The sequence below is a fragment of the Streptomyces sp. NPDC051987 genome (assembly GCF_040680735.1).
Classification (GTDB): Bacteria; Actinomycetota; Actinomycetes; order Streptomycetales; family Streptomycetaceae; genus Streptomyces.
This window is the reverse complement of sequence record NZ_JBFAXI010000091.1, coordinates 1-23,909: the sequence shown is the minus strand read 5'-3', so window position 1 is coordinate 23,909 and position 23,909 is coordinate 1. Positions and strand designations below refer to the sequence as shown.

At 73.0% G+C, this 23,909-nt stretch carries 19 protein-coding genes, 1 other RNA gene and 1 pseudogene; 13 read left to right on the top strand and 8 right to left on the bottom strand.

Annotated elements, in window-relative coordinates; translation table 11 throughout:
• Positions 1-5: 5 nt before the first annotated feature.
• Positions 6-1,748, bottom strand: a complete 1,743-nt coding sequence (locus AB0M11_RS33415) for an MFS transporter (protein ID WP_365711872.1) — start codon at positions 1,746-1,748, stop codon at positions 6-8.
• Between the two features lie 160 nt (positions 1,749-1,908).
• Between AB0M11_RS33415 and AB0M11_RS33410 the strand changes: the two genes are divergently transcribed.
• Positions 1,909-3,099: a lipid-transfer protein gene (locus tag AB0M11_RS33410; protein WP_365711871.1), complete on the top strand. Its 1,191-nt coding sequence runs from the start codon at positions 1,909-1,911 to the stop codon at positions 3,097-3,099.
• A 107-nt stretch (positions 3,100-3,206) separates the two neighbouring features.
• On the opposite strand, the gene AB0M11_RS33405 is transcribed toward AB0M11_RS33410, so the two are convergent.
• Positions 3,207-3,860: a response regulator transcription factor gene (locus tag AB0M11_RS33405; protein WP_365711870.1), complete on the bottom strand. Its 654-nt coding sequence runs from the start codon at positions 3,858-3,860 to the stop codon at positions 3,207-3,209.
• Positions 3,861-4,101: 241 nt separating this feature from the next.
• On the opposite strand from AB0M11_RS33405, the gene AB0M11_RS33400 reads away from it, so the two are divergent.
• Positions 4,102-5,673 (top strand): alpha-L-arabinofuranosidase B, encoded by a 1,572-nt coding sequence (locus tag AB0M11_RS33400; protein WP_365711888.1) that lies wholly within the window; start codon positions 4,102-4,104, stop codon positions 5,671-5,673.
• Here AB0M11_RS33400 and AB0M11_RS33395 read toward each other — a convergent pair.
• Positions 5,651-6,922: a sensor histidine kinase gene (locus tag AB0M11_RS33395; protein ID WP_365711869.1), complete on the bottom strand. Its 1,272-nt coding sequence runs from the start codon at positions 6,920-6,922 to the stop codon at positions 5,651-5,653. The two genes, AB0M11_RS33400 and AB0M11_RS33395, sit on opposite strands and share 23 nt — an antisense overlap.
• Before the next feature lie 284 nt (positions 6,923-7,206).
• Here AB0M11_RS33395 and AB0M11_RS33390 point away from each other — a divergent pair, with 284 nt between their 5' ends.
• Genes AB0M11_RS33390 through AB0M11_RS33380 form a run of 3 tightly spaced genes read left to right on the top strand, consistent with a single transcriptional unit; the run spans position 7,207 to position 10,131 of the window.
• Entirely contained in the window at positions 7,207-8,064 is an 858-nt protein-coding gene (locus tag AB0M11_RS33390; RefSeq protein WP_365711868.1) for a MaoC/PaaZ C-terminal domain-containing protein, read from the top strand.
• Between the two features lie 37 nt (positions 8,065-8,101).
• Complete coding sequence (locus AB0M11_RS33385) at positions 8,102-9,178, top strand: Zn-dependent alcohol dehydrogenase (RefSeq protein WP_365711867.1); 1,077 nt, start codon at positions 8,102-8,104, stop codon at positions 9,176-9,178.
• 11 nt (positions 9,179-9,189) lie between these two features.
• Positions 9,190-10,131, top strand: coding sequence for a 3-oxoacyl-ACP reductase (locus AB0M11_RS33380; protein WP_365711866.1), 942 nt, complete (start codon positions 9,190-9,192; stop codon positions 10,129-10,131).
• Positions 10,132-10,600: 469 nt separating this feature from the next.
• Here AB0M11_RS33380 and AB0M11_RS33375 read toward each other — a convergent pair whose 3' ends face one another.
• Entirely contained in the window at positions 10,601-10,753 is a 153-nt protein-coding gene (locus AB0M11_RS33375; protein ID WP_365711865.1) for a hypothetical protein, read from the bottom strand.
• A 95-nt stretch (positions 10,754-10,848) separates the two neighbouring features.
• Positions 10,849-12,192 (bottom strand): hypothetical protein, encoded by a 1,344-nt coding sequence (locus AB0M11_RS33370; protein WP_365711864.1) that lies wholly within the window; start codon positions 12,190-12,192, stop codon positions 10,849-10,851.
• 188 nt (positions 12,193-12,380) lie between these two features.
• Between AB0M11_RS33370 and AB0M11_RS33365 the strand changes: the two genes are divergently transcribed.
• From AB0M11_RS33365 to AB0M11_RS33355, 3 genes are read left to right on the top strand one after another with little or no spacing between them, the layout of a single operon-like run.
• Entirely contained in the window at positions 12,381-13,220 is an 840-nt protein-coding gene (locus AB0M11_RS33365) for a Nif3-like dinuclear metal center hexameric protein (RefSeq protein WP_365711863.1), read from the top strand.
• Complete coding sequence (locus AB0M11_RS33360; protein WP_365711886.1) at positions 13,217-13,960, top strand: C4-type zinc ribbon domain-containing protein; 744 nt, start codon at positions 13,217-13,219, stop codon at positions 13,958-13,960. The genes AB0M11_RS33365 and AB0M11_RS33360 overlap by 4 nt, the downstream gene beginning before the upstream one ends.
• Before the next feature lie 19 nt (positions 13,961-13,979).
• Positions 13,980-15,386, top strand: a complete 1,407-nt coding sequence (locus tag AB0M11_RS33355) for a bifunctional RNase H/acid phosphatase (protein ID WP_365711862.1) — start codon at positions 13,980-13,982, stop codon at positions 15,384-15,386.
• Here the strand turns inward: AB0M11_RS33355 and eda are convergent.
• Together eda and yaaA are read right to left on the bottom strand one after the other, a co-directional pair.
• Positions 15,358-15,996, bottom strand: a complete 639-nt coding sequence (gene eda, locus AB0M11_RS33350) for a bifunctional 4-hydroxy-2-oxoglutarate aldolase/2-dehydro-3-deoxy-phosphogluconate aldolase (RefSeq protein ID WP_365711861.1) — start codon at positions 15,994-15,996, stop codon at positions 15,358-15,360. The two genes, AB0M11_RS33355 and eda, sit on opposite strands and share 29 nt — an antisense overlap.
• Before the next feature lie 206 nt (positions 15,997-16,202).
• Positions 16,203-16,985 (bottom strand): peroxide stress protein YaaA, encoded by a 783-nt coding sequence (gene yaaA, locus AB0M11_RS33345; protein ID WP_365711860.1) that lies wholly within the window; start codon positions 16,983-16,985, stop codon positions 16,203-16,205.
• Positions 16,986-17,104: 119 nt separating this feature from the next.
• Between yaaA and AB0M11_RS33340 the strand changes: the two genes are divergently transcribed.
• Positions 17,105-18,592 carry an RNB domain-containing ribonuclease gene (locus AB0M11_RS33340; RefSeq protein WP_365711859.1) on the top strand — a complete coding sequence of 496 codons (1,488 nt, stop codon included), beginning with the start codon at positions 17,105-17,107 and terminating at the stop codon, positions 18,590-18,592.
• Positions 18,593-18,647: 55 nt separating this feature from the next.
• Here AB0M11_RS33340 and AB0M11_RS33335 read toward each other — a convergent pair whose 3' ends face one another.
• Positions 18,648-20,297: an FAD-dependent monooxygenase gene (locus AB0M11_RS33335; protein ID WP_365711858.1), complete on the bottom strand. Its 1,650-nt coding sequence runs from the start codon at positions 20,295-20,297 to the stop codon at positions 18,648-18,650.
• 46 nt (positions 20,298-20,343) lie between these two features.
• On the opposite strand from AB0M11_RS33335, the gene AB0M11_RS33330 reads away from it, so the two are divergent.
• From AB0M11_RS33330 to rnpB, 4 genes and pseudogenes are all read left to right on the top strand, one after another.
• Positions 20,344-20,973, top strand: a complete 630-nt coding sequence (locus AB0M11_RS33330) for a TetR family transcriptional regulator (RefSeq protein ID WP_365711857.1) — start codon at positions 20,344-20,346, stop codon at positions 20,971-20,973.
• A 189-nt stretch (positions 20,974-21,162) separates the two neighbouring features.
• A complete protein-coding gene (locus AB0M11_RS33325) occupies positions 21,163-21,990 on the top strand; it encodes an AraC family transcriptional regulator (RefSeq protein ID WP_365711855.1) in 828 nt (275 codons plus the stop codon).
• A 16-nt stretch (positions 21,991-22,006) separates the two neighbouring features.
• Positions 22,007-22,792: pseudogene (locus AB0M11_RS33320) on the top strand (DMT family transporter); the annotation flags it as partial.
• 145 nt (positions 22,793-22,937) lie between these two features.
• Positions 22,938-23,346, top strand: an RNA gene (rnpB, locus tag AB0M11_RS33315) — RNase P RNA component class A.
• Positions 23,347-23,909 lie beyond the last annotated feature (563 nt).

The following is a 23,909-nucleotide window of genomic DNA, read 5'->3' as shown; positions in this document are numbered from 1 at the left end:
GGGGGTCACGCGGTGACCGACTCCCCGGGCAGGGCCAGGTCCAGGTCGATCGCGCGGGCGTCGCCGGAGTGGGTCGCCGACGAGGCGAGCGGGCCGTGGCCCGTCGCCTTCGCGGCCAGGACGTACGCCCCCTCGGCGGGCACCGCGAGCGCGTACGTGCCGTCCTCGGCGGAGAGGGTGGCGCCCGCCTGCCGGCCGCGCCGGTCGATCAGGGTCACCTTGGCGCGGGCCACCGGCGTGCCCGCGGCGTCCAGGACGCGGCCGCGGAAGCCCCGCAGCACCTCCTCGGCGTGGGCGAGGGCGGCCTCCTCCTCGCTGCTGGCCCGCAGTTGGGTGTGCTGGGCCGGCTGGCTCCGCTTGGGCAGGAACACCGCGAGGAGCAGACCCACCGCCACCGCGGCCGTCGCGATCAGGAACGAGACCCGGAATCCGTGCATGGTCGGGATGGCGACGCCGCCCACGTTGTTCGCGGTGTTCGCCAGCACCATGCCGATGACGGCGCTGGAGACGGAGGTGCCGATCGACCGCATCAGGGTGTTGAGGCCGTTCGCCGCGCCGGTCTCGGACGCCGGGACCGCGCCGACGATCAGCGCGGGCAGCGAGGAGTAGGCGAGGCCGATGCCCGCGCCGAGGACGACCGCGATGACCAGGCTCTGCCAGGCCGCGCTCATCAGGCCGAGGCCGGCGCCGTAGCCGATCGCGATGATCAGCATGCCGAGGATGAGGGTGGTCTTGGGGCCGTACTTGACGGAGAGGCGGGCGTACACCGGGGCCGTGAACATCATCGTCAGACCCAGCGGGGCGACCAGCAGACCGGCGCTGACCATCGACTGGCCGAGGCCGTAGCCGGTGGCCTTCGGGAGCTGGAGCAGCTGCGGCAGGACCAGCGAGACGACGTAGAAGCTGACGCCGACCATGATCGAGGCGAGGTTGGTGAGGAGGACCTCGCGGCGGGCGGTGGTGCGCAGGTCGACCAGCGGGGCCGCGTGGCGCAGCTCGAAGAGGCCCCAGAGGACGAGCACGGCGACCGAGGCGGCGAACAGGCCGAGCGTGGTGCCGGACGACCAGCCCCAGTCGCTGCCCTTGGTGATGGGCAGCAGGAGCAGCACCAGACCGGTGGACAGGCCGAGCGCGCCGACCACGTCGAAGGAGCCCTCCGCGCGCATCGTGGACTCCGGTACCACCAGGAGGGTCAGGGCTATGCAGATCGCACCGAGGCCGGCCGCGCCGTAGAACAGGGCGTGCCAGTCCATGTGCTGCGCGACCAGGGCCGCGGCGGGCAGCGCGAGGCCGCCGCCGACGCCGATCGAGGAGCTCATCAGGGCCATCGCCGAACCCAGCTTCTCGCGCGGCAGCATGTCCCGCATCAGGCCGATGCCGAGCGGGATCGCGCCCATGGCGAAGCCCTGGAGGGTGCGGCCCACGATCATCGTCAGCAGCTCGCTGGTGAGCGCGCTGATCAGCGCGCCGACCACCATCACGGCGAGGCTCAGGATCAGCATCCGCCGCTTGCCGTAGAGGTCACCGAGGCGGCCCATGATCGGGGTGGCCACGGCGCCCGACAGCAGCGTGGAGGTCAGGACCCAGGTGGCGTTGCTCGGCTCGGTGCCCAGCAGCTGCGGCAGGTCCTTGATGACCGGAACGAGCAGGGTCTGCATCACCGCGACCACGATGCCCGCGAAGGCGAGCACCGGGACCACGGCCCCGCTCGCGCCCCGGGCGGGCTGGTCGGTCGTCGTGTGCGTCATTGAGTGAGGCCTCCCGATTGATAAGTACCGGCTAAACCTCGTATGCACAGGCAACTATTCCGCGGGCTCGGGCCGTCGGCGGATCCTTGACCGTTCCATGAATTTCTGATCGGCCGTCAGGGGATGGCATATTTGTGAAACACGTTCTAGTGTGCGCGCCATGAAGGCCTATGTTGCCGGCGTCGGTATGACCAAGTTCGAGAAGCCAGAGACCCGTGACTGGCAGTACTGGGACATGGTCCGGGAGGCCGGCGGCTCCGCGCTCGCCGACGCCGGGATCACGTACGGCGAGGTGGAACAGGTTCCTGTCGGCTACTGTTTCCAGCCCTCCACCGCCGGGCAACGGGCCGCCTACGAGCTGGGCCTGACCGGCGTTCCCGTCTACAACGTCAACAACAACTGCGCCACCGGCGCCACCGCCCTGATGCTGGCCCGCCAGCTGGTCGAGGGCGGGGCGGCCGACTGCGTCCTGGCGCTCGGCTTCGAGAAGATGAAGAAGGGCGCGCTCGGCGGCGGCGCCGAGGGGGGCGACTTCTCGACCTCCCCCGTCGCCCGGCACTACGGCGTGATGGCCGCCCGGCACGGCTTCGAGGCGACCCCGCCCACCGCGCAGATCTTCGGCGACGCGGCCCGCGAGCACATGGAGCGCTACGGCACCACCGAGGCGCAGCTCGCCGCGGTGGCCGCCAAGAACCACCGGCACTCCGCGGACAATCCCTACGCCCAGTTCCAGGACGTGTACGACGTCGCCGACATCCTCGCGTCCCGCACCGTCCACCGCCCGCTCACCAGGCTCCAGTGCTCGCCCACCTCCGACGGCGCGGCGGCCGCCGTGGTCGTCTCGGAGCGCTTCGCCGAACGGCGCGGGCTCACCGGTCTCGTCGAGATCGTCGCGCAGGCGATGGCGACCGACACCGAGGAGTCCTTCGCGTCCGGCTCGTGCGTCGACGTGGTCGGGCAGCCCATGTCACGGGCGGCGGCGCGGCAGGTGTACGACCGTTCCGGCCTCGGCATCGAGGACGTCGACGTCGTCGAACTCCACGACTGCTTCTCCGTCAACGAGTTGCTGACCTACGAGGCGCTCGGCATGTGCGCCGCCGGCGGGTCGGGTGAGCTCGTCGAGTCCGGCGCGACCACGTACGGCGGCCGCTGGGTGGTGAACCCCTCCGGCGGTCTCATCTCCAAGGGGCACCCGCTGGGCGCGACCGGGCTCGCCCAGACCGCCGAACTGGTGTGGCAGCTGCGCGGCACGGCCGGCGCCCGGCAGGTCCCCGACGCCCGCACCGCCCTCGCGCACAACATCGGACTCGGCGGGGCGGCGGTGGTGACCCTCTTCCGCCGCGCCGGGTGAGCGACCTGGGAGGCGCGGTGCCGGTGGCGCGACGGCTGCCGCGCCGGGCGCGTCCTGTCAGTCGGCGGAGGTGACGCGGTGACCGCGGTCGTGGATCGGACGGGAGGTCACAGCCATCCCTGCTGCCGGGCCTCCCGTACTGCCTCGGCGCGGTTGCGGGTGCCGGTCTTGCCTATCGCGGCGGAGAGGTAGTTGCGGACCGTCGACTCCGACAGGTGCAGCTTCGCCGCGATGTCGGCGACGGTCGCGCCGTCCACCGACGCCTTCAGCACGTCGCACTCGCGCGCGGTCAGCGGGTTCGGCCCGGCGCTGAGCGCGGCCGCGGCGAGCGCCGGGTCGACCACGGTCTCCCCGGCGAGCACCCGCCGGATCGCCCGCGCCAGTTCCTCCACCGGGCCGTCCTTCACCAGGAACCCGGCCGCCCCGGCCTCCATCGCCCGGCGCAGATAGCCGGGCCGGCCGAAGGTGGTGAGGATCAGCACCCGGCAGTCCGGCGCCTGCTCGCGCAGCTCCGCCGCCGCGTCCAGGCCGCTCCGGCCCGGCAGTTCGATGTCGAGCAGGGCCACGTCCGGCCGGTGGACGAGCGCGGCGTCGACGATCGTGTCACCCGCCGCGACCTGGGCGACCACCTCGATGTCCGGCTCCATGCCGAGCAGTAAGGCCAGGGCCCCGCGCATCATCCCCTGGTCCTCGGCGAGCAGCACCCTGATGGACCTGGCCGGCCGGTGGTCCCGGGGCGTCTCGTTCGCAGGCTCGTACACAGCCCAAGCCTAGCCTCGGGCCCGGCAATTAAAGAACAGTCATTGTTCCGCGCCGCAGGGCTTGACGTCGGTTGACCGCGCTCAAACAATCGCCTCTGCAATTCTCTGAATTGCCGGCGAATGGTCGGCATTTCGGCAGACGAATAGGTTCGGTATTTCGATCGAACAATGTTCGGTATATCGGACAGCAAGCACCCGCACCGCCCTACGAGGAACGAAGAAGAGGTGCACCGTGTTCTCAGTGCCCGTACGAGCCCTGCGCTCCTGTCCGCCGCGCGTCCGCAGAGCCGTGCTGTCCGTGCTCGCCGCGTTCGCCACCGTCGCCGCGCTCGTCGTCGGGGCGGGCGCGCCCGAGGCGTCCGCCGCGAGTTCGCTGCCCTGTGACGTCTACGCCGCCGCCGGCACCCCGTGCGTCGCCGCCCACAGCATGGTCCGGGCGCTGTACTCGTCGTACGGCGGCCCCCTCTACCAGGTGCAGCGCGCCTCGGACAGCGCCAAGGCCGACATCGGCCTGCTGGCTGCCGGCGGCTATGCCGACGCCGCCGCGCAGAACTCCTTCTGCGCCGGTACGACCTGCATCGTCACCAGGATCTACGACCAGTCCAGCAGGCACAACGACCTCACGGTCGAGGGCGCGGGCGGGGCCGGCGCGGCCGACGTCGGGGCCCCGGCGGACGCGCTGCCGGTGACCGTCGGCGGGCACCAGGTCTACGGTCTGGAGATATCGGCGGGCATGGGCTACCGGGACAACGCCACCTCCGGTGTCGCCACCAACGGCGCCGCCGAGGGGATGTACATGGTCACCTCCGGCACCCATGTGAACGGCAGCTGCTGCTTCGACTACGGCAACGCCGAGACCAACAACAAGGACACCGGCAACGGCCACATGGACGCCATCAACTTCGGCACCGAGTGCTGGTTCGCGCCCTGCTACGGCTCCGGCCCCTGGGTCCAGGCGGACCTGGAGAACGGGCTGTTCGAGTCCGACCTCGGCCACAGCACCAACTCCTCCAACACGGGCACCGGGCCGATACCGTTCGTCACCGCGTTGCTGAAGAACAACGGGCAGGACCATTTCGCACTGAAATGGGGAAACGCGCAATCGGGCGGTCTCACCACCACGTATTCCGGCGGTGAGCCCAGTACCAGCAGCGGGTACTCGCCGATGCACCAGGAGGGTGCGATCGTCCTCGGCACCGGCGGCGACAACAGCAACGGCTCCATCGGCTCGTTCTTCGAGGGCGTGATGACCTCCGGCATCCCGACCGACGCCGCCGACAACGCCGTCCAGTCCGACATCGTCTCCGTCGGCTACGGCGGCGCGACCGGGAGCACCGGCACCCTGGGCTCCGCCTCGGAGATCTCCCTGAAGGCCACCACGTCCTGCTGCACCACCGACTACGTCCGCCACCAGAACGGCGCCGGCGTGCTGTCCGCCATCTCCTCCGGCAGCTCCGCCCTCGACAGGAACGACGCCACCTGGATCGTCCGCCCCGGCCTCGCGAGCAGCTCCTGCGTCTCCTTCGAGTCGCGCAACTACCCCGGCGACTACCTGCGCCACTACAACTACCGGATCTACCGGCAGCCCATGGACGGCACCACCACGTTCCGGCAGGACGCCACCTTCTGTCCGACGGCCGGCAAGAGCGGCACCGGCACGTCCTTCGCCTCGTACAACTATCCGACGAAATACCTGCGGCACTACAACTACAACCTCTACATCGCGAGCGACGGCGGCTCCAACGCCTGGGACAGCGCCACGTCCTGGACCGACGACGTGAGCTGGGTGGTCAGCTCGCCCTGGGCGCCGTAGCGGCCGCCGGCGCCAGGAGCTCCAGCGCCTCGGTGGGGAGCTCCGCGGTGACCGTGAAGCCGCCGCGCGGCGCCGGGCCGGCTTCGAGGGAGCCGCCCGCCGCCGCGAGGCGCTCGGTCAGCCCCTTCAGTCCGGTGCCGCCGATGCCCTCCCGGCAGGGCTCGGCGGCCACCGCGCCCGAACCGTCGTCGGTGACCGTCAGCCGGGCCCGCCCGGCGGTGCTGTCGACGGCGATCTCGCAGCGGGTGGCGTCACTGTGCCGGACCACGTTGGTGACCGCCTCGCGCACCACCCAGCCCAGCAGCGTCTCGGTCTGCGGGGCGAGCGGCGCCCCCGACTGCCGCACCACCGGCTCGACGCCCGCCGCCGTGAGGGCCGAACGGGCCCGGGTGAGATCGGCGGCCAGGCTGCCCTCCCGGTAGCCGGTCACCGCCTCGCGGATCTCGGTCAGCGCCTGCCTGCCGACCGACTCGATGTCGGAGATCTGGGTCAGCGCCGCGTCCAGGTCCCGGGGCGCGACCCGCCGGGCCGCCTCCGACTTCACGACGATCACCGACAGGGTGTGTCCGAGCAGGTCGTGCAGATCCCGGGAGAAGCGCAGCCGCTCCTTCTCCACCGCGCGCCGGGCCAGCTCCTCGCGGGCGGCGCGCAGCTCCCGTACCGCCTCGGAGAGGGAGAGGATCGCGGCGGTGATCATCGTCGACAGGAAGGTGCCGTAGGCGATGGTGATGGCGTCCGAGCCGTCCCGGTACCAGGAGACCGCGCCGGCGAAGACGGCCAGCAGGATGCCGGTGCGGCCCAGCCAGGGGCCGCGCAGCGCCGCGCCCGTGGCGAGGCCGAGCAGCGGGAAGAACATCAGCCAGTTGTCGCCGTAGCCGAGGGCCAGGCCGGTGGTCAGCAGGCCCATCAGCAGCAGGGCGACGCGGGTGGAGGTGGCCTCCCGGGCCTCCTTGCGGAAGGAGCGGAAGGTCACGTAGATGTACAGGGAGTTGAAGGCGAGCAGGCCGAAGCCGCCGACCAGCGGGTTGGGCGTCCTCCCCTGGAGCAGGTTGGAGAGCGAGCCCAGCCCCATCAGCAGCCAGGGCAGCAGCGCGAACCCGGAGGGTGGCGGGCCCGCGTGCTCGGCCGCCTCGCCGGTCTTCCGCGCGGCCCTCTGCTGCGCCTTGAAGCGGGCCATCTCCGCCCGCCACTCGGCCCGCGCCGCCCGCCAGTCGTCCACCTGGCACCTCATCTGCCGCCGCCACGACATACCGCTTCCCCCGATCGCATCCGTTCCCCGCTGTCCGGCGGTACGACCCTACGGAAGGCCGCGCCGGTCCGGCAGAGGCGGATGTACGGCGGTGGGCAGGACAAATGTCATGGGCCGCCGGAGCCAGATCTGACACGACGTCAGGAGCCTTCACAACTGCGGAGGGCTGGGCTATACAAGGTGCGCTGGATTGGAACGCGTTCTAGATCCGCCCCGTGGACGACCTCGGTGCGACCGACGGTGCGGACGGCCGTGCCGAGGTCTTGAGACACCTCAGGAGCCGTATGCCCATCGACGCAGCCAAGGCCCTCGCCGCCGAACCCCGGTCCGGGGAGATCCGCTGGGAGCGCCGGGACGTCCAGCTCTACCACCTCGGCATCGGCGCGGGCCGCCCCGCGACCGATCCCGACGAACTGCGCTACACCCTGGAGACCCGGCTGCACGTGCTGCCCAGCTTCGCCACCGTCGCGGGCGCCGGCTCCCCCGGGGTGATCAGCGGACTGTCCATGCCCGGCATCGACGTCGACCTCGCCCGGGTGCTGCACGGCGGCCAGTCGCTGACCCTGCACCGCCCCATCCCGGCCGCGGGCACCGCCACCGCCACCGGCAGGATCGCCGCCGTGTACGACAAGGGCAAGGCGGCCGTCCTGGTGATGCGCACCGAGGTCGCCGACGCCGACGGCCCGCTGTGGACCAACGACGCGCAGATCTTCGTCCGCGGCGAGGGCGGCTGGGGCGGCGACCGCGGACCCGCCACCCGGCAGGAGCCACCGGCCGGCGAGCCCGACCGGACCGTGGAGCGCCCGGTCCGCGAGGACCAGGCGCTGCTCTACCGCCTGTCCGGGGACTACAACCCGCTGCACGCCGACCCCGAGTTCGCCAAGCTCGCCGGCTTCGACCGTCCCATCCTGCACGGGCTGTGCACCTACGGGATCACGCTCAAGGCGGTCGTGGACACCGAGCTGGGCGGCGACGTGAGCCGGGTGCGGTCGTACACCACCCGGTTCGCCGGGGTGGTGTACCCGGGGGAGACCCTGCGGATCCGGATGTGGCGCGGTGACGGGCGGGTCCGGGTCGCCGTGAGCGCGGTGGAACGGGACGACGCGCCCGTCCTCGCCGACACGATCGTCGAACACTCTTGATCAGTCGAGCAGCTGAGCAGTTGAGGGGAGCCGCACCATGCGGGCAGCCGTACTGCACGAGATCGGCCAGGAGAAGCTGGACGTCCTCGACGACGTCGAGGCGGTGGGGTTCGGGCCCGGCAGGGTGCGGATCCGGGTGCGCGCCACGGGGCTGTGCCACTCGGACCTGTCCGCGATGAGCGGGGTGCTGCCGCAGCCGGGACCGTTCGTGCCGGGCCACGAAGGCGCCGGCGAGGTCCTGGAGGTGGGGGAGGGCGTCACCCGGGTGAAGCCGGGGGACCGGGTGGTCGTCTGCTGGCTGCCGGCCTGCGGCGCCTGTCCGGCCTGCAGGCGCGGGCAGACCGAGCTGTGCCTCGCCGGGTTCATGAACGCCGGCACCCCCAACTTCCGGCGCCCCACCGGCGACGTCTTCGGCTTCGCGGGCACCGGCACCTTCACCGAGGAGGTCGTGGTCGACGCCGGGTGCGCGGTGCCGATCCCGGACGACGTGCCCTTCGACATCGCCGCGCTGATCGGCTGCGGGGTCACCACCGGGCTCGGCGCGGCCCTCAACACAGCCGACGTGCAAGCCGGTTCGTCGGTCGCCGTCATCGGGTGCGGGGGCGTCGGGATCTCGGCGATCCAGGGGGCGCGGCTCAAGGGTGCGGCCGAGATCGTCGCCGTCGACCCGGTCGAGTCGCGGCGCGAGTCGGCACTCCGGTTCGGGGCGACCAGGGCGGTCTCGCCGGACGAGCTGCCCGGCGCCAAGCAGGAGGTCACCGCGGGCGAGGGCTTCGACTACGTCTTCGAGGTGGTCGGCAAGTCCGCCACCGCCCGGACCGCGTACGAGAACACCCGGCGCGGCGGCACCCTCGTGGTCGTCGGCGCGGGCGCCATGGACGACTTCCTCCAGCTCAACATGTTCGAGCTGTTCTTCGACGAGAAGCGGATCCTGCCGTCCATGTACGGCGGGGGGGACGTGGTGCGCTCCTACGAGCGGACCATCGCCCTGTGGCGGGCCGGCCGGATCGACCTGGCGGGCCTGATCACCCACCGGGTACCGCTGGCCGAGGTCAACGAGGCCCTGGACCAGATGCGCACCGGCACCGCCCTGCGCACCTGCATAGAGATCTGAGGGGCCGCCGTATGCAGGAGAGGCCGCTGGAAGGGCTGGCCGCCGTCGTCACGGGGGCCGGCCGGGGGCTGGGCCGGGCCGAGGCCCTCGAACTGGCCCGGCTGGGCGCGGCCGTCGTCGTCAACGACTTCGGGCAGCCCGGCCGGGACGGCTCCGGGGCGGCCTCCGCGGCGCCCGCCGAGCAGGTCGCCGAGGAGATCCGCGCGGCGGGCGGCCGAGCGGTCGCCCACACCGGGGACGTCGCCGACTTCGCCGAGGCGCGCGACCTGGTCGCCCTGGCGACGACCCACTACGGAAAGCTGGACATCCTCGTCAACAACGCCGGGATCCTGCGCGACCGCATGGTCTTCTCCATGACCGAGGACGAGTGGGACTCGGTGATCAGGGTCCACCTCAAGGGTCACTTCAACACCACCCGCTTCGCGGCGGCGCACTGGCGGGACCGTTCCAAGGCGGCGGGCGCGAAGGTCTACGGACGGATCGTGAACACCTCCTCCGAGGCCTTCCTCGCCGGCTCCGCCGGCCAGCCCAACTACGCGGCCGCGAAAGGCGGCATCGTCGGCCTGACCACCTCCACCGCCCTCGCGCTCGCCAAGTACGGCGTCACCGCCAACGTGATCTGCCCGCGCGCCCGGACCCGGATGACCGAGGACGTCTTCGCCGGCTTCGCACAGCCCGCCGAGGGCCTGGACCCGCTCGCTCCCGAGCACGTCGCCCCGCTCGTCGGCTACCTGGCCTCGCCGGCCGCCGAACGGATCAACGGACAGCTGCTCGTCGTGCACGGCGGCATGGTCGCTGTCATCGAACGCCCGCGCGTCCAGGCCCAGTTCGACAGCAAGCAGGACACCTTCAGCTACGACGAACTCGACGCCCTGCTCACCCCGCACTACGCGGACCGGCCGACGGGGGAGACGTTCGCGGCGGCGGAGGTACTGGGACTGAGGCGCCGCTAGGCCGCGGGCAGCCGTGCCGCCGGGCGGGGGTGGGGGCTGGTCGCGCCCACGCCGCGGCAGCACGGGGGCGCTGCGGTCCTCTTCCTCAGCCTGCGGGCAGCCGCGCCGCCGGGGCGACGGGGGTCCACGCACGAACGAGGCCGAGCGTGGGGGAGGGGGCGCAGACGGACCTGGCGAGCGGGGGACGGAGCCGCGCCGGCGCTCGCGGGGCGGGGCGGCAGCGGGGCGGCGGGGTGGCGGGGTGGCGTGGGCGAGCGGGGGCGGCCCCCGCGGGGGGGGGGGGGGGGGGGTGGTGGGGGGGCCGCGGGCGCCGGGGGGGTGGGGGCGCCGCGGGACGTGGCGGGGGGGGGCCGCAGCCGCGCCGGCGGCCGGGGGGGGGGGCGGCGGTGGGGGGGGGGGGTGGCGGGGGGGCGAACGCCAGCGGCTCCGCCCCCGGAGGGGCGGAGCCGCTGTCGTACGTGGCGTCCCGTCAGGCCGCGGTCTCGGCCGGCTCCGGCTTGCGGTGCCGGCCGCTGGGGGCCGTCTCGCTGTCCTGACCCGAGACATGACCGCGGTGCTTGCCGTGGCCGCCCGTCTCCTGAAGGTCGGCGGGCAGCGGCTGGGACGTGCTGGCGTCGCTCATCGGAAGAATTCACCCCGTCAACATGATCTTTCTACAGCGCGGCGAGTTTATCGGGCCCACCGCGGGGCGAATCCAGGCGGCCACGCCGACCGGTGCTAGTTCGTTACAAGCCGGGCCTGGGGGGCCTGTTGCAGGGGTACCGGCCGGGTCACCGGCGGTTCCGGAGGGTCCGGTTCCGCGGGATTGCCGGGCATACCCGGCCCCCCGGCGACCGCGCCGTCATGAACCGGACCCCCCGTACCCATCGGACTCCCCGTACCCCCCGTACCCCCCGTACCTCCCGGACCCCCCGTACCCATCGGACTCCCCGTACCTCCCGGACCCCCGTGCTCCACCGTTCCCCCGTACTGCTCCGTCCCCCTCGGTCCCTCCGATTCCCCCCTCTCTCCCGTTTCCTGCCAGGGCACCGCCATCGCCGCCACCCCGCAGGGGACCTCCCCCGTGGCGTACGGCAGTCGCAGCACCCCGTCCCGCGTCCACACCCCGGTGCCCGTCAACCACCCCTCGGGCGCCGGGAGATGGCACATCCTGCGCGCTCTGGGCCGCCAGGCCGCCAGCCAGCTGCCCAGCGGGCCGGTGACGCGCAGCGCCACCCCGCAGCTCTCCGGCACCAGCATCTGCCCCGGCTGCAGGGCGAACGGCGTCACCACGCAGCCCGGGAACTCCGGCACCCGCAGGCTCTCCGGGAAGCGCACCGGCAGCGTGCTGCCGAGGACACCCCAGCCCAGCCGTTCCCGCCCGGGACTGGGCGCGTCCGAGCCGACCAGGATCAGCCCGCTGTCCGGGTCGGCGAGCAGCAGCCGGTCGTCGCTGTCCGCCGCGATCTGCAGCAGCGGCGACACCTCGCCGCCCCGCTCCAGATCGACCACGACCGCCTTGGTCCGCCCGCCCAGCTCCCGGTCCAGGGCCAGCATCCGCCCGGCCCGGTCCAGCCAGACCCCGCCCGAACACCGGCCCGGCACCACCGCCAGCCGCTCCGGCCCGAAGGCTCCGCCCACCACCAGCCAGACGGTGGAGGACCGCGGCCCCACGGCGAGCGCGTACGCCCGGAAACCTCCCGGGGCCGGCGGCAGCAGCCGCAGCGACCCGCCCTCGTCCGGGCACTCCACCGCGCCCAACGGCAGCTCACCGGTGCCCGGACCGGTCGGGTACAGCAGGGCGAAGTGATGCCGCCCGGCCGCCGGCCGCCGGATGAGCACCCGCCCGTCGCCCATCGGCTGCACCTCCGCGTCCGGCTCCTCCGGCTGGTTGCCGGGGAGGGGCACGGCATAGGGTTCGGGGCCGTCCAGCGTCCACCGCTCCGGGAAGCAGGAACCATCCTGCCGGGCCAGCCGGGCCAGCCGGGCCGCGTACGCCCCGTCCACCGTGATCACGCAGCCCGCTCCCGGCGCACCGTCTTCCTCGTCCGCAGCGGGGGGCTCGATCGCACAGGCCGTCATCGTTCGGTCACCTCCGGCCACGAAGCTAGTTTTCGTGCGCACAGGCGGCGGACCGGCTGTCCGTGGCTTCACACATACGGGTGCACGCGGGACGATTAGCCTGAGGAAACAGGGTGCGGTGTGCTGTCCGCCGTCTCCCGTGGGCGAGCAGGTACAGCCCCGGGGAACAGGCAGGTAGCCTTTTCCCCGTGCCCCGTCTGTCAGAAGTCATCGCCGCGCTGGAGAACCTGTGGCCGGCCGAGCGGGCCGAGTCCTGGGACGCGGTCGGTACGGTCGTGGGCGATCCCGGCCAGGAGGTCACCCGCGTCCTGTTCGCCGTCGACCCGGTCCAGGACATCGTCGACGAGGCCGTGACACTGGGCGCCGATCTGCTGGTCACCCACCACCCCCTGTATCTGCGCGGTACGACCACGGTCGCGGCCTCCCACTTCAAGGGCAGGGTCGTGCACACGCTGATCAAGAACGACATCGCGCTGCACGTCGCCCACACCAACGCCGACACCGCCGACCCGGGTGTCTCCGACGCGCTCGCGGGCGCCCTGGACCTGCGGGTGGTACGCCCCCTCGTCCCGGATCCCGCCGACCCGGCCGGCCGCCGGGGCCTCGGCCGCGTCTGCGAGCTGGACCACCCGGTGACCGTCCGCGAACTCGCCGACCGGGCCGCCGCCCGGCTCCCCGCCACCGCGCAGGGCATCCGCGTGGCAGGCGACCCCGGGGCCCTGGTGCGCACGGTCGCCGTCAGCGGCGGCTCCGGCGACAGCCTCTTCGACGTCGTGCGCGCCGCCGGCGTGGACGCGTTCCTCACCGCCGACCTGCGCCACCACCCGGCCTCGGAGGCGGTCGCCCACAGTCCCCTCGCGCTGCTCGACGCGGCGCACTGGGCCACCGAATGGCCCTGGTGCGAGCTGGCCGCCACCCAGCTCGACGAGATCTCCGACCGCCACGGCTGGGACCTGCGCGTGCACGTCTCCAAGACGGTCACCGACCCCTGGACCAGCCACTCTCCGTCCCTTGGAGCCCCCAACTGAACGCCGCGCCCGCCGACCAGATCCGACTCCTCGACGTCCAGGCCCTGGACGTACGCCTCCAGCAGCTGGCGCACAAGCGGAAGTCGCTGCCCGAGCACGCCGAGATCGAGTCGCTGACGAAGGACCTGACCCAGCTGCGCGACCTGCTCGTGGCCGCGCAGACCGAGGAGAGCGACACCGCCCGCGAGCAGACCAAGGCCGAGCAGGACGTGGACCAGGTGCGCCAGCGCGCCGCCCGCGACCAGCAGCGCCTCGACTCCGGCGCGGTCACCTCCCCGAAGGACCTGGAGAACCTCCAGAAGGAGATCGTCTCCCTCGCCAAGCGCCAGGGGGACCTGGAGGACGTCGTCCTGGAGGTCATGGAGCGCCGCGAGTCCGCGCAGGAGCGGGTCGCCGAGCTGACCGAGCGGGTGGGGTCGGTCCAGGGCCGGATCGACGACGCGACCGCGCGCCGCAACGCCGCGTCCGCGGAGATCGACGACGAGGCGGCGACGGTGACCAAGGAGCGCGCGGTCATCGCGGGCTCGGTCCCGGCCGACCTGCTGAAGCTCTACGACAAGCTGCGGGAGCAGCAGGGCGGTATCGGCGCGGCCAAGCTGTACGCGCGCACCTGCCAGGGCTGTCGCCAGGAGCTCGCCATCACCGAGCTGAACGAGATCCGCGCGGCCGCGCCGGACACCGTGGTGCGCTGCGAGAACTGCCGCCGCATCCTGGTGCGCACGGCCGAGTCGGGCCTGTAGGGCCGGCGGAGGGGCGGACGTGACGAGGGAGTTCATCGTCGAGGCGGACGGCGGCTCCCGGGGCAACCCGGGACCGGCCGGCTACGGCGCGGTGGTCGTCGACGCGGCGACCGGCGAGACGCTGACGGAGGCGGCCGAGTACCTGGGCGTCGTCACCAACAACGTCGCCGAGTACCGCGGCCTGCTGGCGGGCCTGCGCGCGGCGCACGCCCTGGACCCGACCGCCACCGTCCACGTCCGCATGGACTCCAAGCTGGTCGTCGAGCAGATGTCCGGCCGCTGGAAGATCAAACACCCCGACATGAAGCCCCTGGCCACGGAGGCGTCCCGAGTGTTCCCGCCGGACCGGGTCACCTACGAGTGGATCCCCAGAGCCGACAACAAACACGCCGACCGCCTGGCGAACGAGGCGATGGACGCGGGCAGCCGAGGCGAACAGTGGACGCCCGCGGCATCGACGGCGGACCTGGACACGCGGCCTGCCCGGCCGGTCGGCCCAGGGGATGCGACGGCCGACGCCGCGAATGCACACGCGGCACCGGCAGCGCCCCGTACGGAGCGCGGGGCTGAGCGGCCGGGCGGGACCGGGGACGCGGGCGCCGTGCAGGCACACGCGGCACCGGCAGCGCCCCGTAAGGGGCGCGGGGCTGAGACATGTGCGGCTCCGCCGCGTCCGCGCGAGCAACCCCCACTCACTGGCACTGTGACGACGACCGACGCACCCGCCGCCGGCACCCGCGCCGCACGCAATCTCGCGACGGCACCTCGGCCGACCTCCGGCTGGGCGTCGCCGGACATGGGCGCGCCCGCCACCTTCGTCCTGCTCCGCCACGGCGAAACCCCCCTCACCCCCCAGAAACGCTTCTCCGGCAGCGGCGGCACCGACCCGGAACTGTCTCCCGTCGGCCTGGAACAGGCGCGGCGCGCCGCCGAGGCGCTGGCCCGCCGCGGCACGATCGAGACGATCCTCGCCTCCCCCCTCACCCGCACCCGGCAGACCGCCGCGGCCGTCGCCGAGCGCCTCGGCCTCGACGTCACCATCGAGGAGGGCATCAAGGAGACGGACTTCGGCGCCTGGGAGGGCCTCACCTTCGGCGAGGTCCGCGAGCGGTACCCCGACGACCTGACCACCTGGCTGGCCGACCCGTCGGCCCACCCCACCGGCGGCGGCGAGAGCTTCGCCGAGACAGCGGCCCGCATCGCGGCCACCCGTGACAAGCTGATCGCGGCCTACGCGGGCCGCACCGTCCTCCTCGTCACCCACGTCACCCCGATCAAGACCTTCGTGCAACTCGCCCTCGGCGCCCCGCTCCAGTCCCTGTTCCGCATGGAACTGTCGGCGGCCGCCCTGTCCGCGGTGGCGTACTACGCGGACGGCAACGCGAGCGTACGGCTCTTCAACGACACGTCCCACCTGCGTCCCTGAGGCCCGCCGCGGCCCGCGCCAGCGACTCGACGCGGGCCCAGTCGCGGGCGGCCACGGCATCCGCGGGGACCATCCAGGTGCCGCCCACACAGCCGACGTTCGGGAGGGCGAGGTACTCGCGCGCGTTGTCCGGCCCGATCCCTCCCGTCGGGCAGAACCGGGCCTGGGGCAGCGGACCCGCGAGGGACTTCAGGTACGGCGTGCCGCCGGCGGCCTGCGCCGGGAAGAACTTCATCTCCCGCACCCCTCGTTCCAGCAGCGCCACCACCTCCGAGGCGGTCGACACCCCCGGCAGGAACGGCAGTCCCGACGCGGTCATCGCCGTCAGCAGCCCGTCCGTCCACCCTGGACTGACCAGGAACCGTGCCCCGGCCGCCACGCACCGCGTCACCTGCTCCGGGGTCAGCACGGTCCCCGCCCCGACCACCGCCTCCGGCACCGCCTCGGCCACGGCCCGGACGGCGTCCAGGGCGGCCGGTGTCCGCAGGGTCACCTCGATGACCGGCAGCCCGCCCGCCACGAGCGCGCGCGCCAACGGTACGGCGACGGCGGCGTCGTCGACGACGAGGACGGGCACGACGGGCGCGAGATCCAGCAGCGAGGAGGGCATGCCGCCATCCTGCCGAGCCGATGCAGCCCACGCAAAGGGCATTGCGCATGCTGCAATGCGCCGCTGGCGCGCTCGAAGGCGCGGAAGGCACCGAAGCCGCCGGACCTTGCCGCTGGTCGTCGGCCCCTGCCGCTGGTCGCCGGAGCTTGAGGATGCTCGCCGGGCCCTGCGACCGCTTCCGGTGTTCGCCGCGGCTCGCCGCTGCTTCAGTGCACCTCGGTCACCAGTACGTCCAGCGCCCACGCCTGCCCCGCCTTCGCGGGTGCCTGTGCCTCCACCTCGTACCCCAGCTCCCGCAACGCCTCCACCAGCTCGCCCGGACCGGCCGGTGTGATGCCGGCGGTCAGCAGACTCCGCACCATCCGCCCCTTCGTCGCCTTGTTGAAATGGCTGACCACCTTCCGCGTCGGCGCGTGCAGCACCCGCACGGTCGCCGTCCGGGACGCCACCTCACCCTTCGGCTTCCACGCCGCCGCGTACGCCGCCGACCGCAGATCCAGCACCAGCCCCGACCCGGCCGCCTCCGGCAGCACCTCGGCCATCGGCCCACGCCAGTGCGTGCCGAGCGCGCCCAGCCCCGGCAGCCTCACCCCCATCGAGCAGCGGTACGACGGGATCCGGTCCGTCACCCGGACCGCGCCCCACAGCCCGGAGAAGACCAGCAGCGACCGCGCGGCCCGCCGCTTCGCCGCCGCGTCGAGGGAGGCCAGGCCGAGCGCGTCGTACAGCACGCCCGTGTAGATCTCCCCGGCCGGCCGCGCGCCCGCGGTCCGCAGCGCCGCGTTCTTCGCGACCTCCCCGCGCAGCCCCTCGCTCAGCCCGAGCACCTCGCGGGCCTTCTCGGCGTCACCGGCGCACAGCTCGACCAGCTCGGCGAGCACGGCCTCGCGCGCCGCCGTGAGCCCCGGCAGGGACAGCGACTCGGGCTTCAGCGGGGCCCCACGGCCCGAGGGCGCCTTGCCTTCCGAGGGCGGCAGCAGGACCAGCACACGTACTCCTCTTCTTCACCTTCACCGACGGCGGCCACGACGCACCGTGGCCGTTCCATCATCGACGCTTCGCGCCAGCGTAAGACGCCGGAGCGGCCTCCTGTGACTACGCTCGTGCTATGCCCCGCCGCCACATCCGTGTCAAGGGTGCCCCCGAGGCCCCCCTCCGGGCCGCGCTCGCCGCGCTCCGTGCCGGCCTCCACGTCCCGGAGACCTTCCCGCCCGAGGTCGAGGCGGAGGCCGAGGGCGTCGCCAGGTTCCCGGCCGTGCCCGGCCACGACGCGACCGACATCCCCTTCTTCACGGTCGACCCGCCCACCCGTCGCCCGCCACCACCCTTCCGACGAGTCGCTTCGCGACCGCCTGTTGATGCGCAGGACCTGGACCAGGCGATGCACCTGTCCCGGCACGACGGCGGCTACCGCGTCCGGTACGCCGTCGCCGACGTCGCCGCCTTCGTCGTACCCGGCGGCGCGCTGGACTCCGAGGCGCACCACCGCGTGAATACCCTCTACTTCCCCGACGAGAAGATCCCCCTGCACCCCGCCGTCCTCAGCGAGGGCGCGGCCAGCCTGCTCCCCGGCCAGAACTGCCCGGCCGTCCTGTGGACCATCGACCTGGACGGGGAGGGACGGACCGTGACCACCGACGTCCGCCGGGCCCTCGTCCGCAGCCGGGCCAGGTTCGACTACGCGGGCGTGCAGAAGCGGATCGACGAGGGGACCGCCGAGGAGCCCGTCGCCCTGCTCAGGGAGATCGGCGAGGCCCGCGAACGCCTGGAGGTGGAACGCGGCGGCATCTCCCTCAACGTGCCCGAGCAGGTGATCGTCGAGTACGACCACACCTACGAGCTCGGCTACCGCGCCCCGCTGCCCGCCGACGCCTGGAACGCGCAGATCTCCCTGCTCACCGGTATGGCCGCCGCCGACCTGATGCTGGCCCACGGCACCGGCGTGCTGCGCACCCTGCCGACCGCGCCCGACGGCGCGGTGGACCGGCTGCGCCGTACCGCGCACGCGCTGCGCATCGAGTGGCCGCACCACGTCTCGTACGCCGCGCTGATCCGTTCCCTGAACCCGCGCCGCCCCCGGCACGCGGCCTTCCTCCAGGAGTGCACCAGCCTCCTGCGCGGCGCCGGATACACGGTCTTCCGGGACGGCGTCCTGCCCGCGCACACCACCCACGCGGCCGTCGCCGCCCCCTACGCCCACTGCACCGCGCCGCTGCGCCGGCTCGCCGACCGCTACGCCTCCGAACTGTGCCTGGCGGCGGCCGCCGGCGAGGACCCGCCCGACTGGGTGCTGATGGCGCTGGACACGCTCCCCAAGCAGATGGCCGAAGGGGCGCGGCGGGCCGGCACGGTCGAGCGGGAGTGCGTCGACATCGTCGAGGCGGCCCTGCTCAAGGACCGGGTGGGGGAGGTCTTCGACGGCTGCGTGGTGGAGGTCGAGGCGCACCGGCCGACGGTGGGGAAGGTGCTGGTGCAGCAGCCCGCCGTCATAGGCCGGATCGAGGCCGGCGCGCCGCTCCCGCTGGGCGAGCGACTGCCGGTGCGCCTCACCGAGGCCGACCCGGGGACGACGAAGATCCGCTTCACCCCCGCCTGAGCCTCGCGCCGCCCCGCCCCGCCTGAGCCTCGCCCCGCCTGAGCCTCGCCCCGCGTCAGGCGGCGACGAACCAGCGGGACAGGGCGTCGTCGAGGTCGGCGCCCAGGTCGTGCGCGTCCTGGTCGTGCCCGTCCGCGGCCCAGGCCACGAATCCGTCGGGCCGGACCAGCAGGCCGGTCAGCTCCGGCCGCCCCGGGCAGGCGGCGGTGACGACGTCCACCCGGTCGCCGTAACCCTCCGCGCGGGCGCGCAGCTTCGGGTCGTCGGCGAGGTCGAGGAGCACGGCGCGCCCGTCGTGCAGGTGGTCGCCGAGCCGGGTGCCGTCGGAGAGCTCCAGGTCCGGGGCGCTCCGCCCGGTCAGCGGGTGGCCGCCGGGCAGGTCGTAGCGCTGCCAGACGCCGGAGATCTGCCGCACGAGGTACGTCGTCCCGGTCGTCGTCAGCGCGAGGTCGGTGACCACCCGGCGCAGGGCGCGGGCGTGCGGGTCGGGACGCATCACGGCGATCTGGGCGCGGGTCCAGTCCAGCACCCAGGCGCCGACCGGGTGCCGTTCGGCCGTGTAGCTGTCGAGCAGGGTCTCGGGCGCGGCCCCGCGCACCACGGCGGCCAGCTTCCAGCCGAGGTTCATGGCGTCCCCGAGACCGAGGTTGAGTCCCTGCCCGCCGAACGGCGAGTGCACGTGCGCCGCGTCCCCGGCGAGCAGCACCCGGCCCCTGCGGTAGCCGCTCGCCTGACGCGCGTTGTCGGTGAACCGGGTCGCGGAGTGCACCTCGTGGATGGTCACCTCGGCCACGCCCGACACCCGGCGCAGCGCGGCCTGCAGTTCCCCGGCGGTGACGGGCGCCGAGCGGTCGGCGGGCGGCCCGTCGAACTCGACGGTGAGGATCCGGCCCGGGAAGGGACCGTTGACGTACGTCCCCACGGCGGTGGTGTTCCACCCGGTGCCCAGCCGCTCGCCCCCGCCCATCTCGACCACCGCCTGGTACCCGGTGATCTCCGGCTCGGTACCGGGGAAGTCGAACCCGGCGAGCTTGCGGACGGTGCTCCGCCCGCCGTCGCACCCCACGAGCCACCCGGCGTGCACCGCGGCCCCGCCGTCGAGGTGGACGACGACTCCGTCGTCGCCGGCGTCGAAGCCGGTCACTTCCACGCCCCGGCGGACCTCGACGCCGAGCCGCTCGGCACGGGCGGCCAGGATCCGCTCCAGCTCCACCTGCGGGACGCCGAGGCCGACGCCGTCGGCGGGGCCGATGTCGGCGAACGCCGGGTCGGAGCCGTCGAAGAGGTCGCCGCGCATCATGATCCCGGCGAAGTGCCCGGCGAACTTCGGGGGCGTGCGCACGCCGGCCCCCTGCTCCGCGCCCCGGTCGCCTAGGAAGGCCCGCATCCGCCACCGGTTCCGCTCCCAGGCCGCCGCGAGCTCGGGCAGCAGCCCGCGCCGGTAGAGGCTCACCGCGCCCGCCGTGTTGATCCCGCCGGCCTTGATGGTCTCGTCCACCTCGGCCAGCCGCTCCAGGACCAGGACCCGGGCGCCGCCGAGCCGCAGGTCACCGGCGAGGAAGAGCCCGACGGGCCCGCCGCCGACCACCACCACGTCATAGACCCGACGGGGGTCCTCGATGCCGTCGCTGCTCGTGCTGCTCGTGCTGCTCGTGCTGCTCGTGCTGCTCGGGTTGTTCTTGCTGCTTTCGTTGCTTGCGTCCATGACTTCACTGTAGTCACTAAAAGTTTCGAGCGGCTATAGTTTTCTCGTGACCGATGAGAACAGGCCAGGCGGGCAGCGGGAGTCCCTGCGAGAGCGCAAGAAGCGGGAGACGCGGCAGCGGATCTCGAACGTCGCGACGGTGATGTTCCGGGAGCACGGCTTCGACCAGGTGACGGTCGCGGAGGTGGCGCGGGCGGCCGGGGTCTCGGCGATGACCGTCTTCAACTACTTCCCGCGCAAGGAGGACCTGTTCCTCGACCGGATCCCGGAGGCGGTCGCGGCCTTCGCCGGGGCGGTACGGGACCGCGCGCCCGGCGAGCCCCCGCTCACGGCGCTGCGCCGCCTGGCCTTCCGGTTCATCGACGCACGGCATCCATTGGGCGGCCTGGGCGAGAACTTCGCGGGTTTCTGGCCGGTCGTCGCCGACTCGCCGGCGCTGCGGGCGCGGGCCCGGGAGGCGGTGGAGGAGGTGGAACGGGCGCTGGCGGGGGCGCTCGCCGAGGCGGGCCTCGCCCAGCCGGAGCTGACGGCGGCCGTGACGGTCGCCGCGTACCGCTCGGTGTGCGTCGCCTCGGTGAGCCGTCAGCTCGCGGGTGAACCGTTCGCGGAGCTGGTCGAGGACCACAGGGCGCGGATGGCGGCGGCGTTCGACGCCCTGGAGCGCATGATGCCGTGACGCCCGGCCGCCCCCCGGCGGCCGTGCCCCCTCGGCGGGCGCGCTCCCCTCGGCGGGCGCCTCCCGGCGGCGCGCTCCACCCGGCAGCCGCCCCGCGGCGGGCGCCGCCCGACGCCGGTCCGTCGGCAGTGGCATGGAATCGGGTCCCGCGGACGTTGCATTCTCAGCACGCCACAGGGGGGTAGGGAGATGGCCGAACAGGCACGGTGGACAAGGGCGAGACTCGGCCGCTGCGGTCCGCCGCTCGACATGCTGACGGCCCGCTTCGAGAAGCACGTGTACGCGCCGCACACGCACGCCGAGTTCTCGATCGGGGTGACCGTGGGCGGCGCCGAGGTGATCGCCTACCGGGGCGGCCACATCCGTACCGGGCCCGGCGCGATCGTCGTCCTGGCCCCCGGCGAGATGCACACCGGCGGCCCGGCCACCCCGGCCGAGGGCTACGCCTACCGCGCCCTGTACGCGGACCCGACCCTGCTGGCGGACGGCACGCTGGACGCCGTGCCGCACTTCCGGAACCCGGTCGTCGACGACCCCGAGCTGGCCGCGGCCATCCGCCAGGCCCACGCCGAGCTGGCCGCCTGCCCGGACCCCCTGGAGGCCGAGACCCGCCTGCCCTGGCTGCTGACGGCCCTGTCCCGCCGCCACTCCACGGCCCGGCCGGCGCGCGACGAGATCCCCGGCGCCCACGGCGTCTCCCTGCGCGTCCGGGACCGCCTCGCCGACGAACTGACCTGCCCGCCCTCCCTGGCCGACCTGGCGGCCGACCTCGGCCTCTCCCGCTACCAGCTCCTGCGGGCCTTCCGGACGACGATGGGCGTACCGCCGTACGCCTGGCTTGCCCAGTACCGGGTGAACCGCGCCCGCGCCCTGCTGGAGGCGGGCCTGCGCCCCGCGGAGGCAGCCACACTCGTGGGCTTCGCGGACCAGGCCCACCTCACCCGCTGGTTCCGCCGGGTGCTGGGGGTGACCCCGGCGGCGTACCGCAACAGCGTTCAAGACGCGGCACGGTCCTGACAGCGAGGCTTCCGGTATGACTGCACGCGGCTGGTTCCTGTTCTCCCTGATGGGAGTGGTCTGGGGCATCCCCTATTTGATGATCAAGGTGGCGGTGGACGAGGTGTCCCCGTCGACAGTGGTGTTCGCCCGCTGTGCGGTGGGCGCGGCCCTGCTCCTCCCGCCGGCGATCCGCCAGGGAGGTCTTCTGCTCACCCTCCGCGCCCACTGGCGCCCGATGCTGGCCTTCGCGTGCATAGAGATCATGGGCCCGTGGTTCACCCTGACCGACGCCGAACGCCACCTGTCCAGCTCGACGGCGGGCCTGCTGATAGCGGGCGTGCCGATCGTGGGCGTGGTGGCGGCGAGGTGCTTCGGCGGGGAGCGGGAGCAGCTGGGGGCCCGTCGTGTCGCGGGCCTCCTGATCGGCCTGGCCGGCGTGGCGGTCCTGACCGTCCCCCACCTCACCGGCGGCGACGCCCGCTCCCTCGGCGAGGTCCTGCTCACGGTGATCGGTTACGCCACGGCTCCGCTGATAGCGGCCCGCCGTCTCAAGGACGTCCCGACGCTGCAGCTGATCGCCCCCTGCCTGACCCTGGCGACCCTGGTCTACGCCCCGGCGGCCGCGGCGACCTGGCCCACCGCCATGCCCTCCACGAACGCGCTCCTCTCCCTCCTCGCCCTGGGCGTCCTGTGCACGGCGGTGGCCTTCGTGGCCTTCCTGGAGCTGATCAAGGAGATCGGCCCCACCCGTTCCACGGTCATCACGTACGTCAACCCGGCGGTGGCGGTGGCGGCGGGCGCCCTCTTCCTGGGCGAGAGCTTCACCGCGACGATCGCCGTCTCCTTCGCGCTGATCCTGACGGGCTCGGTGCTGGCGACGATGGCCTCGGCGCGGAAGGGTACGGCGCGGAAGGGTGCGGCGCCGAAGGGTGCGGCGGGCCCGGTAACATGGTCGACACGGCAGACGAGCCGGGCGGACGGCCGCGTGGAGCGCCCCTGACGGGGAGCTTCCCGAGGAACGTCCGGGCTCCACAGGGCAGGGTGGTGGCTAACGGCCACCCGAGGCGACTCGCGGGACAGTGCCACAGAAAGCAAACCGCCGGGGACTTCGGTCCCCGGTAAGGGTGAAACGGTGGTGTAAGAGACCACCAGTGCCCAGGGCGACCTGGGCAGCTAGGTAAACCCCACCCGGAGCAAGGTCAAGAGGGGCCGCTGTAAAAGGCGGCCCTGCGGGGACGTTCGAGGGCTGCCCGCCCGAGCCCCCGGGTAGACCGCACGAGGCCGGCGGCAACGTCGGCCCTAGATGGATGGCCGTCACCCCGACTCCCGCGAGGGACCGGGGCACAGAACCCGGCGTACAGCCCGACTCGTCTGCCGCCCCGTATTTCCGCACGCCAGAGGCAACGTCCACCAGATGAACGAGCCCTCGGAGTCGAATCCGGGTCGAATGTGCTACGGGTGTCGTCGTTTTTGTCTGCTGCCCATGCGGCGTATCCGAGCATTCCGGGTATCAAATCCGGTCCGGGAGTCGCTCTGTAGCAGACATCTCGGATGCTGATGCACTCGGAAATACATGCACGAAGTGCCTTCTGGGTGACTTGATCTGACGGAACTTGATCATCGATGGTGCGCGCGCAAACTATGGATTTTCCTGTGCAGTCACCAGCCGTCTCTTTGTGATTTCTTGGGGGCTGCATATCAGCCATGCCCTATCTGGCGTACGTAAAGGATAAATCTGTCGTATGGGGCGTCCTTCGAGCTTTACCCGAGGGGGTAGACACGCCGCACCTGATGTGCCTCGACTGGAAGGGCTTGCACCATAATTGGAGGATTTGCTGCAGCTACTGACCTTCAAAGCGTGGTGTCGTAGGGGCTGACGTCTCATGATCCCTGCGGTATGCCGACCGCATGAGGTATGCGCAAGGGGGCGGGCTGAC

What these genes read in the sequence shown, in the direction of transcription:
- AB0M11_RS33415 (WP_365711872.1), bottom strand. Translation starts at nt 1,748, where the DNA reads ATGACGCACACGACGACCGACCAGCCCGCCCGGGGCGCGAGCGGGGCC.
- AB0M11_RS33410 (WP_365711871.1), top strand. Translation starts at nt 1,909, where the DNA reads ATGAAGGCCTATGTTGCCGGCGTCGGTATGACCAAGTTCGAGAAGCCA.
- AB0M11_RS33395 (WP_365711869.1), bottom strand. Translation starts at nt 6,922, where the DNA reads ATGTCGTGGCGGCGGCAGATGAGGTGCCAGGTGGACGACTGGCGGGCG.
- AB0M11_RS33390 (WP_365711868.1), top strand. Translation starts at nt 7,207, where the DNA reads ATGCCCATCGACGCAGCCAAGGCCCTCGCCGCCGAACCCCGGTCCGGG.
- AB0M11_RS33385 (WP_365711867.1), top strand. Translation starts at nt 8,102, where the DNA reads ATGCGGGCAGCCGTACTGCACGAGATCGGCCAGGAGAAGCTGGACGTC.
- AB0M11_RS33380 (WP_365711866.1), top strand. Translation starts at nt 9,190, where the DNA reads ATGCAGGAGAGGCCGCTGGAAGGGCTGGCCGCCGTCGTCACGGGGGCC.
- AB0M11_RS33375 (WP_365711865.1), bottom strand. Translation starts at nt 10,753, where the DNA reads ATGAGCGACGCCAGCACGTCCCAGCCGCTGCCCGCCGACCTTCAGGAG.
- AB0M11_RS33370 (WP_365711864.1), bottom strand. Translation starts at nt 12,192, where the DNA reads ATGACGGCCTGTGCGATCGAGCCCCCCGCTGCGGACGAGGAAGACGGT.
- eda (WP_365711861.1), bottom strand. Translation starts at nt 15,996, where the DNA reads ATGCCCTCCTCGCTGCTGGATCTCGCGCCCGTCGTGCCCGTCCTCGTC.
- AB0M11_RS33340 (WP_365711859.1), top strand. Translation starts at nt 17,105, where the DNA reads ATGCCCCGCCGCCACATCCGTGTCAAGGGTGCCCCCGAGGCCCCCCTC.
- AB0M11_RS33335 (WP_365711858.1), bottom strand. Translation starts at nt 20,297, where the DNA reads ATGGACGCAAGCAACGAAAGCAGCAAGAACAACCCGAGCAGCACGAGC.
- AB0M11_RS33325 (WP_365711855.1), top strand. Translation starts at nt 21,163, where the DNA reads ATGGCCGAACAGGCACGGTGGACAAGGGCGAGACTCGGCCGCTGCGGT.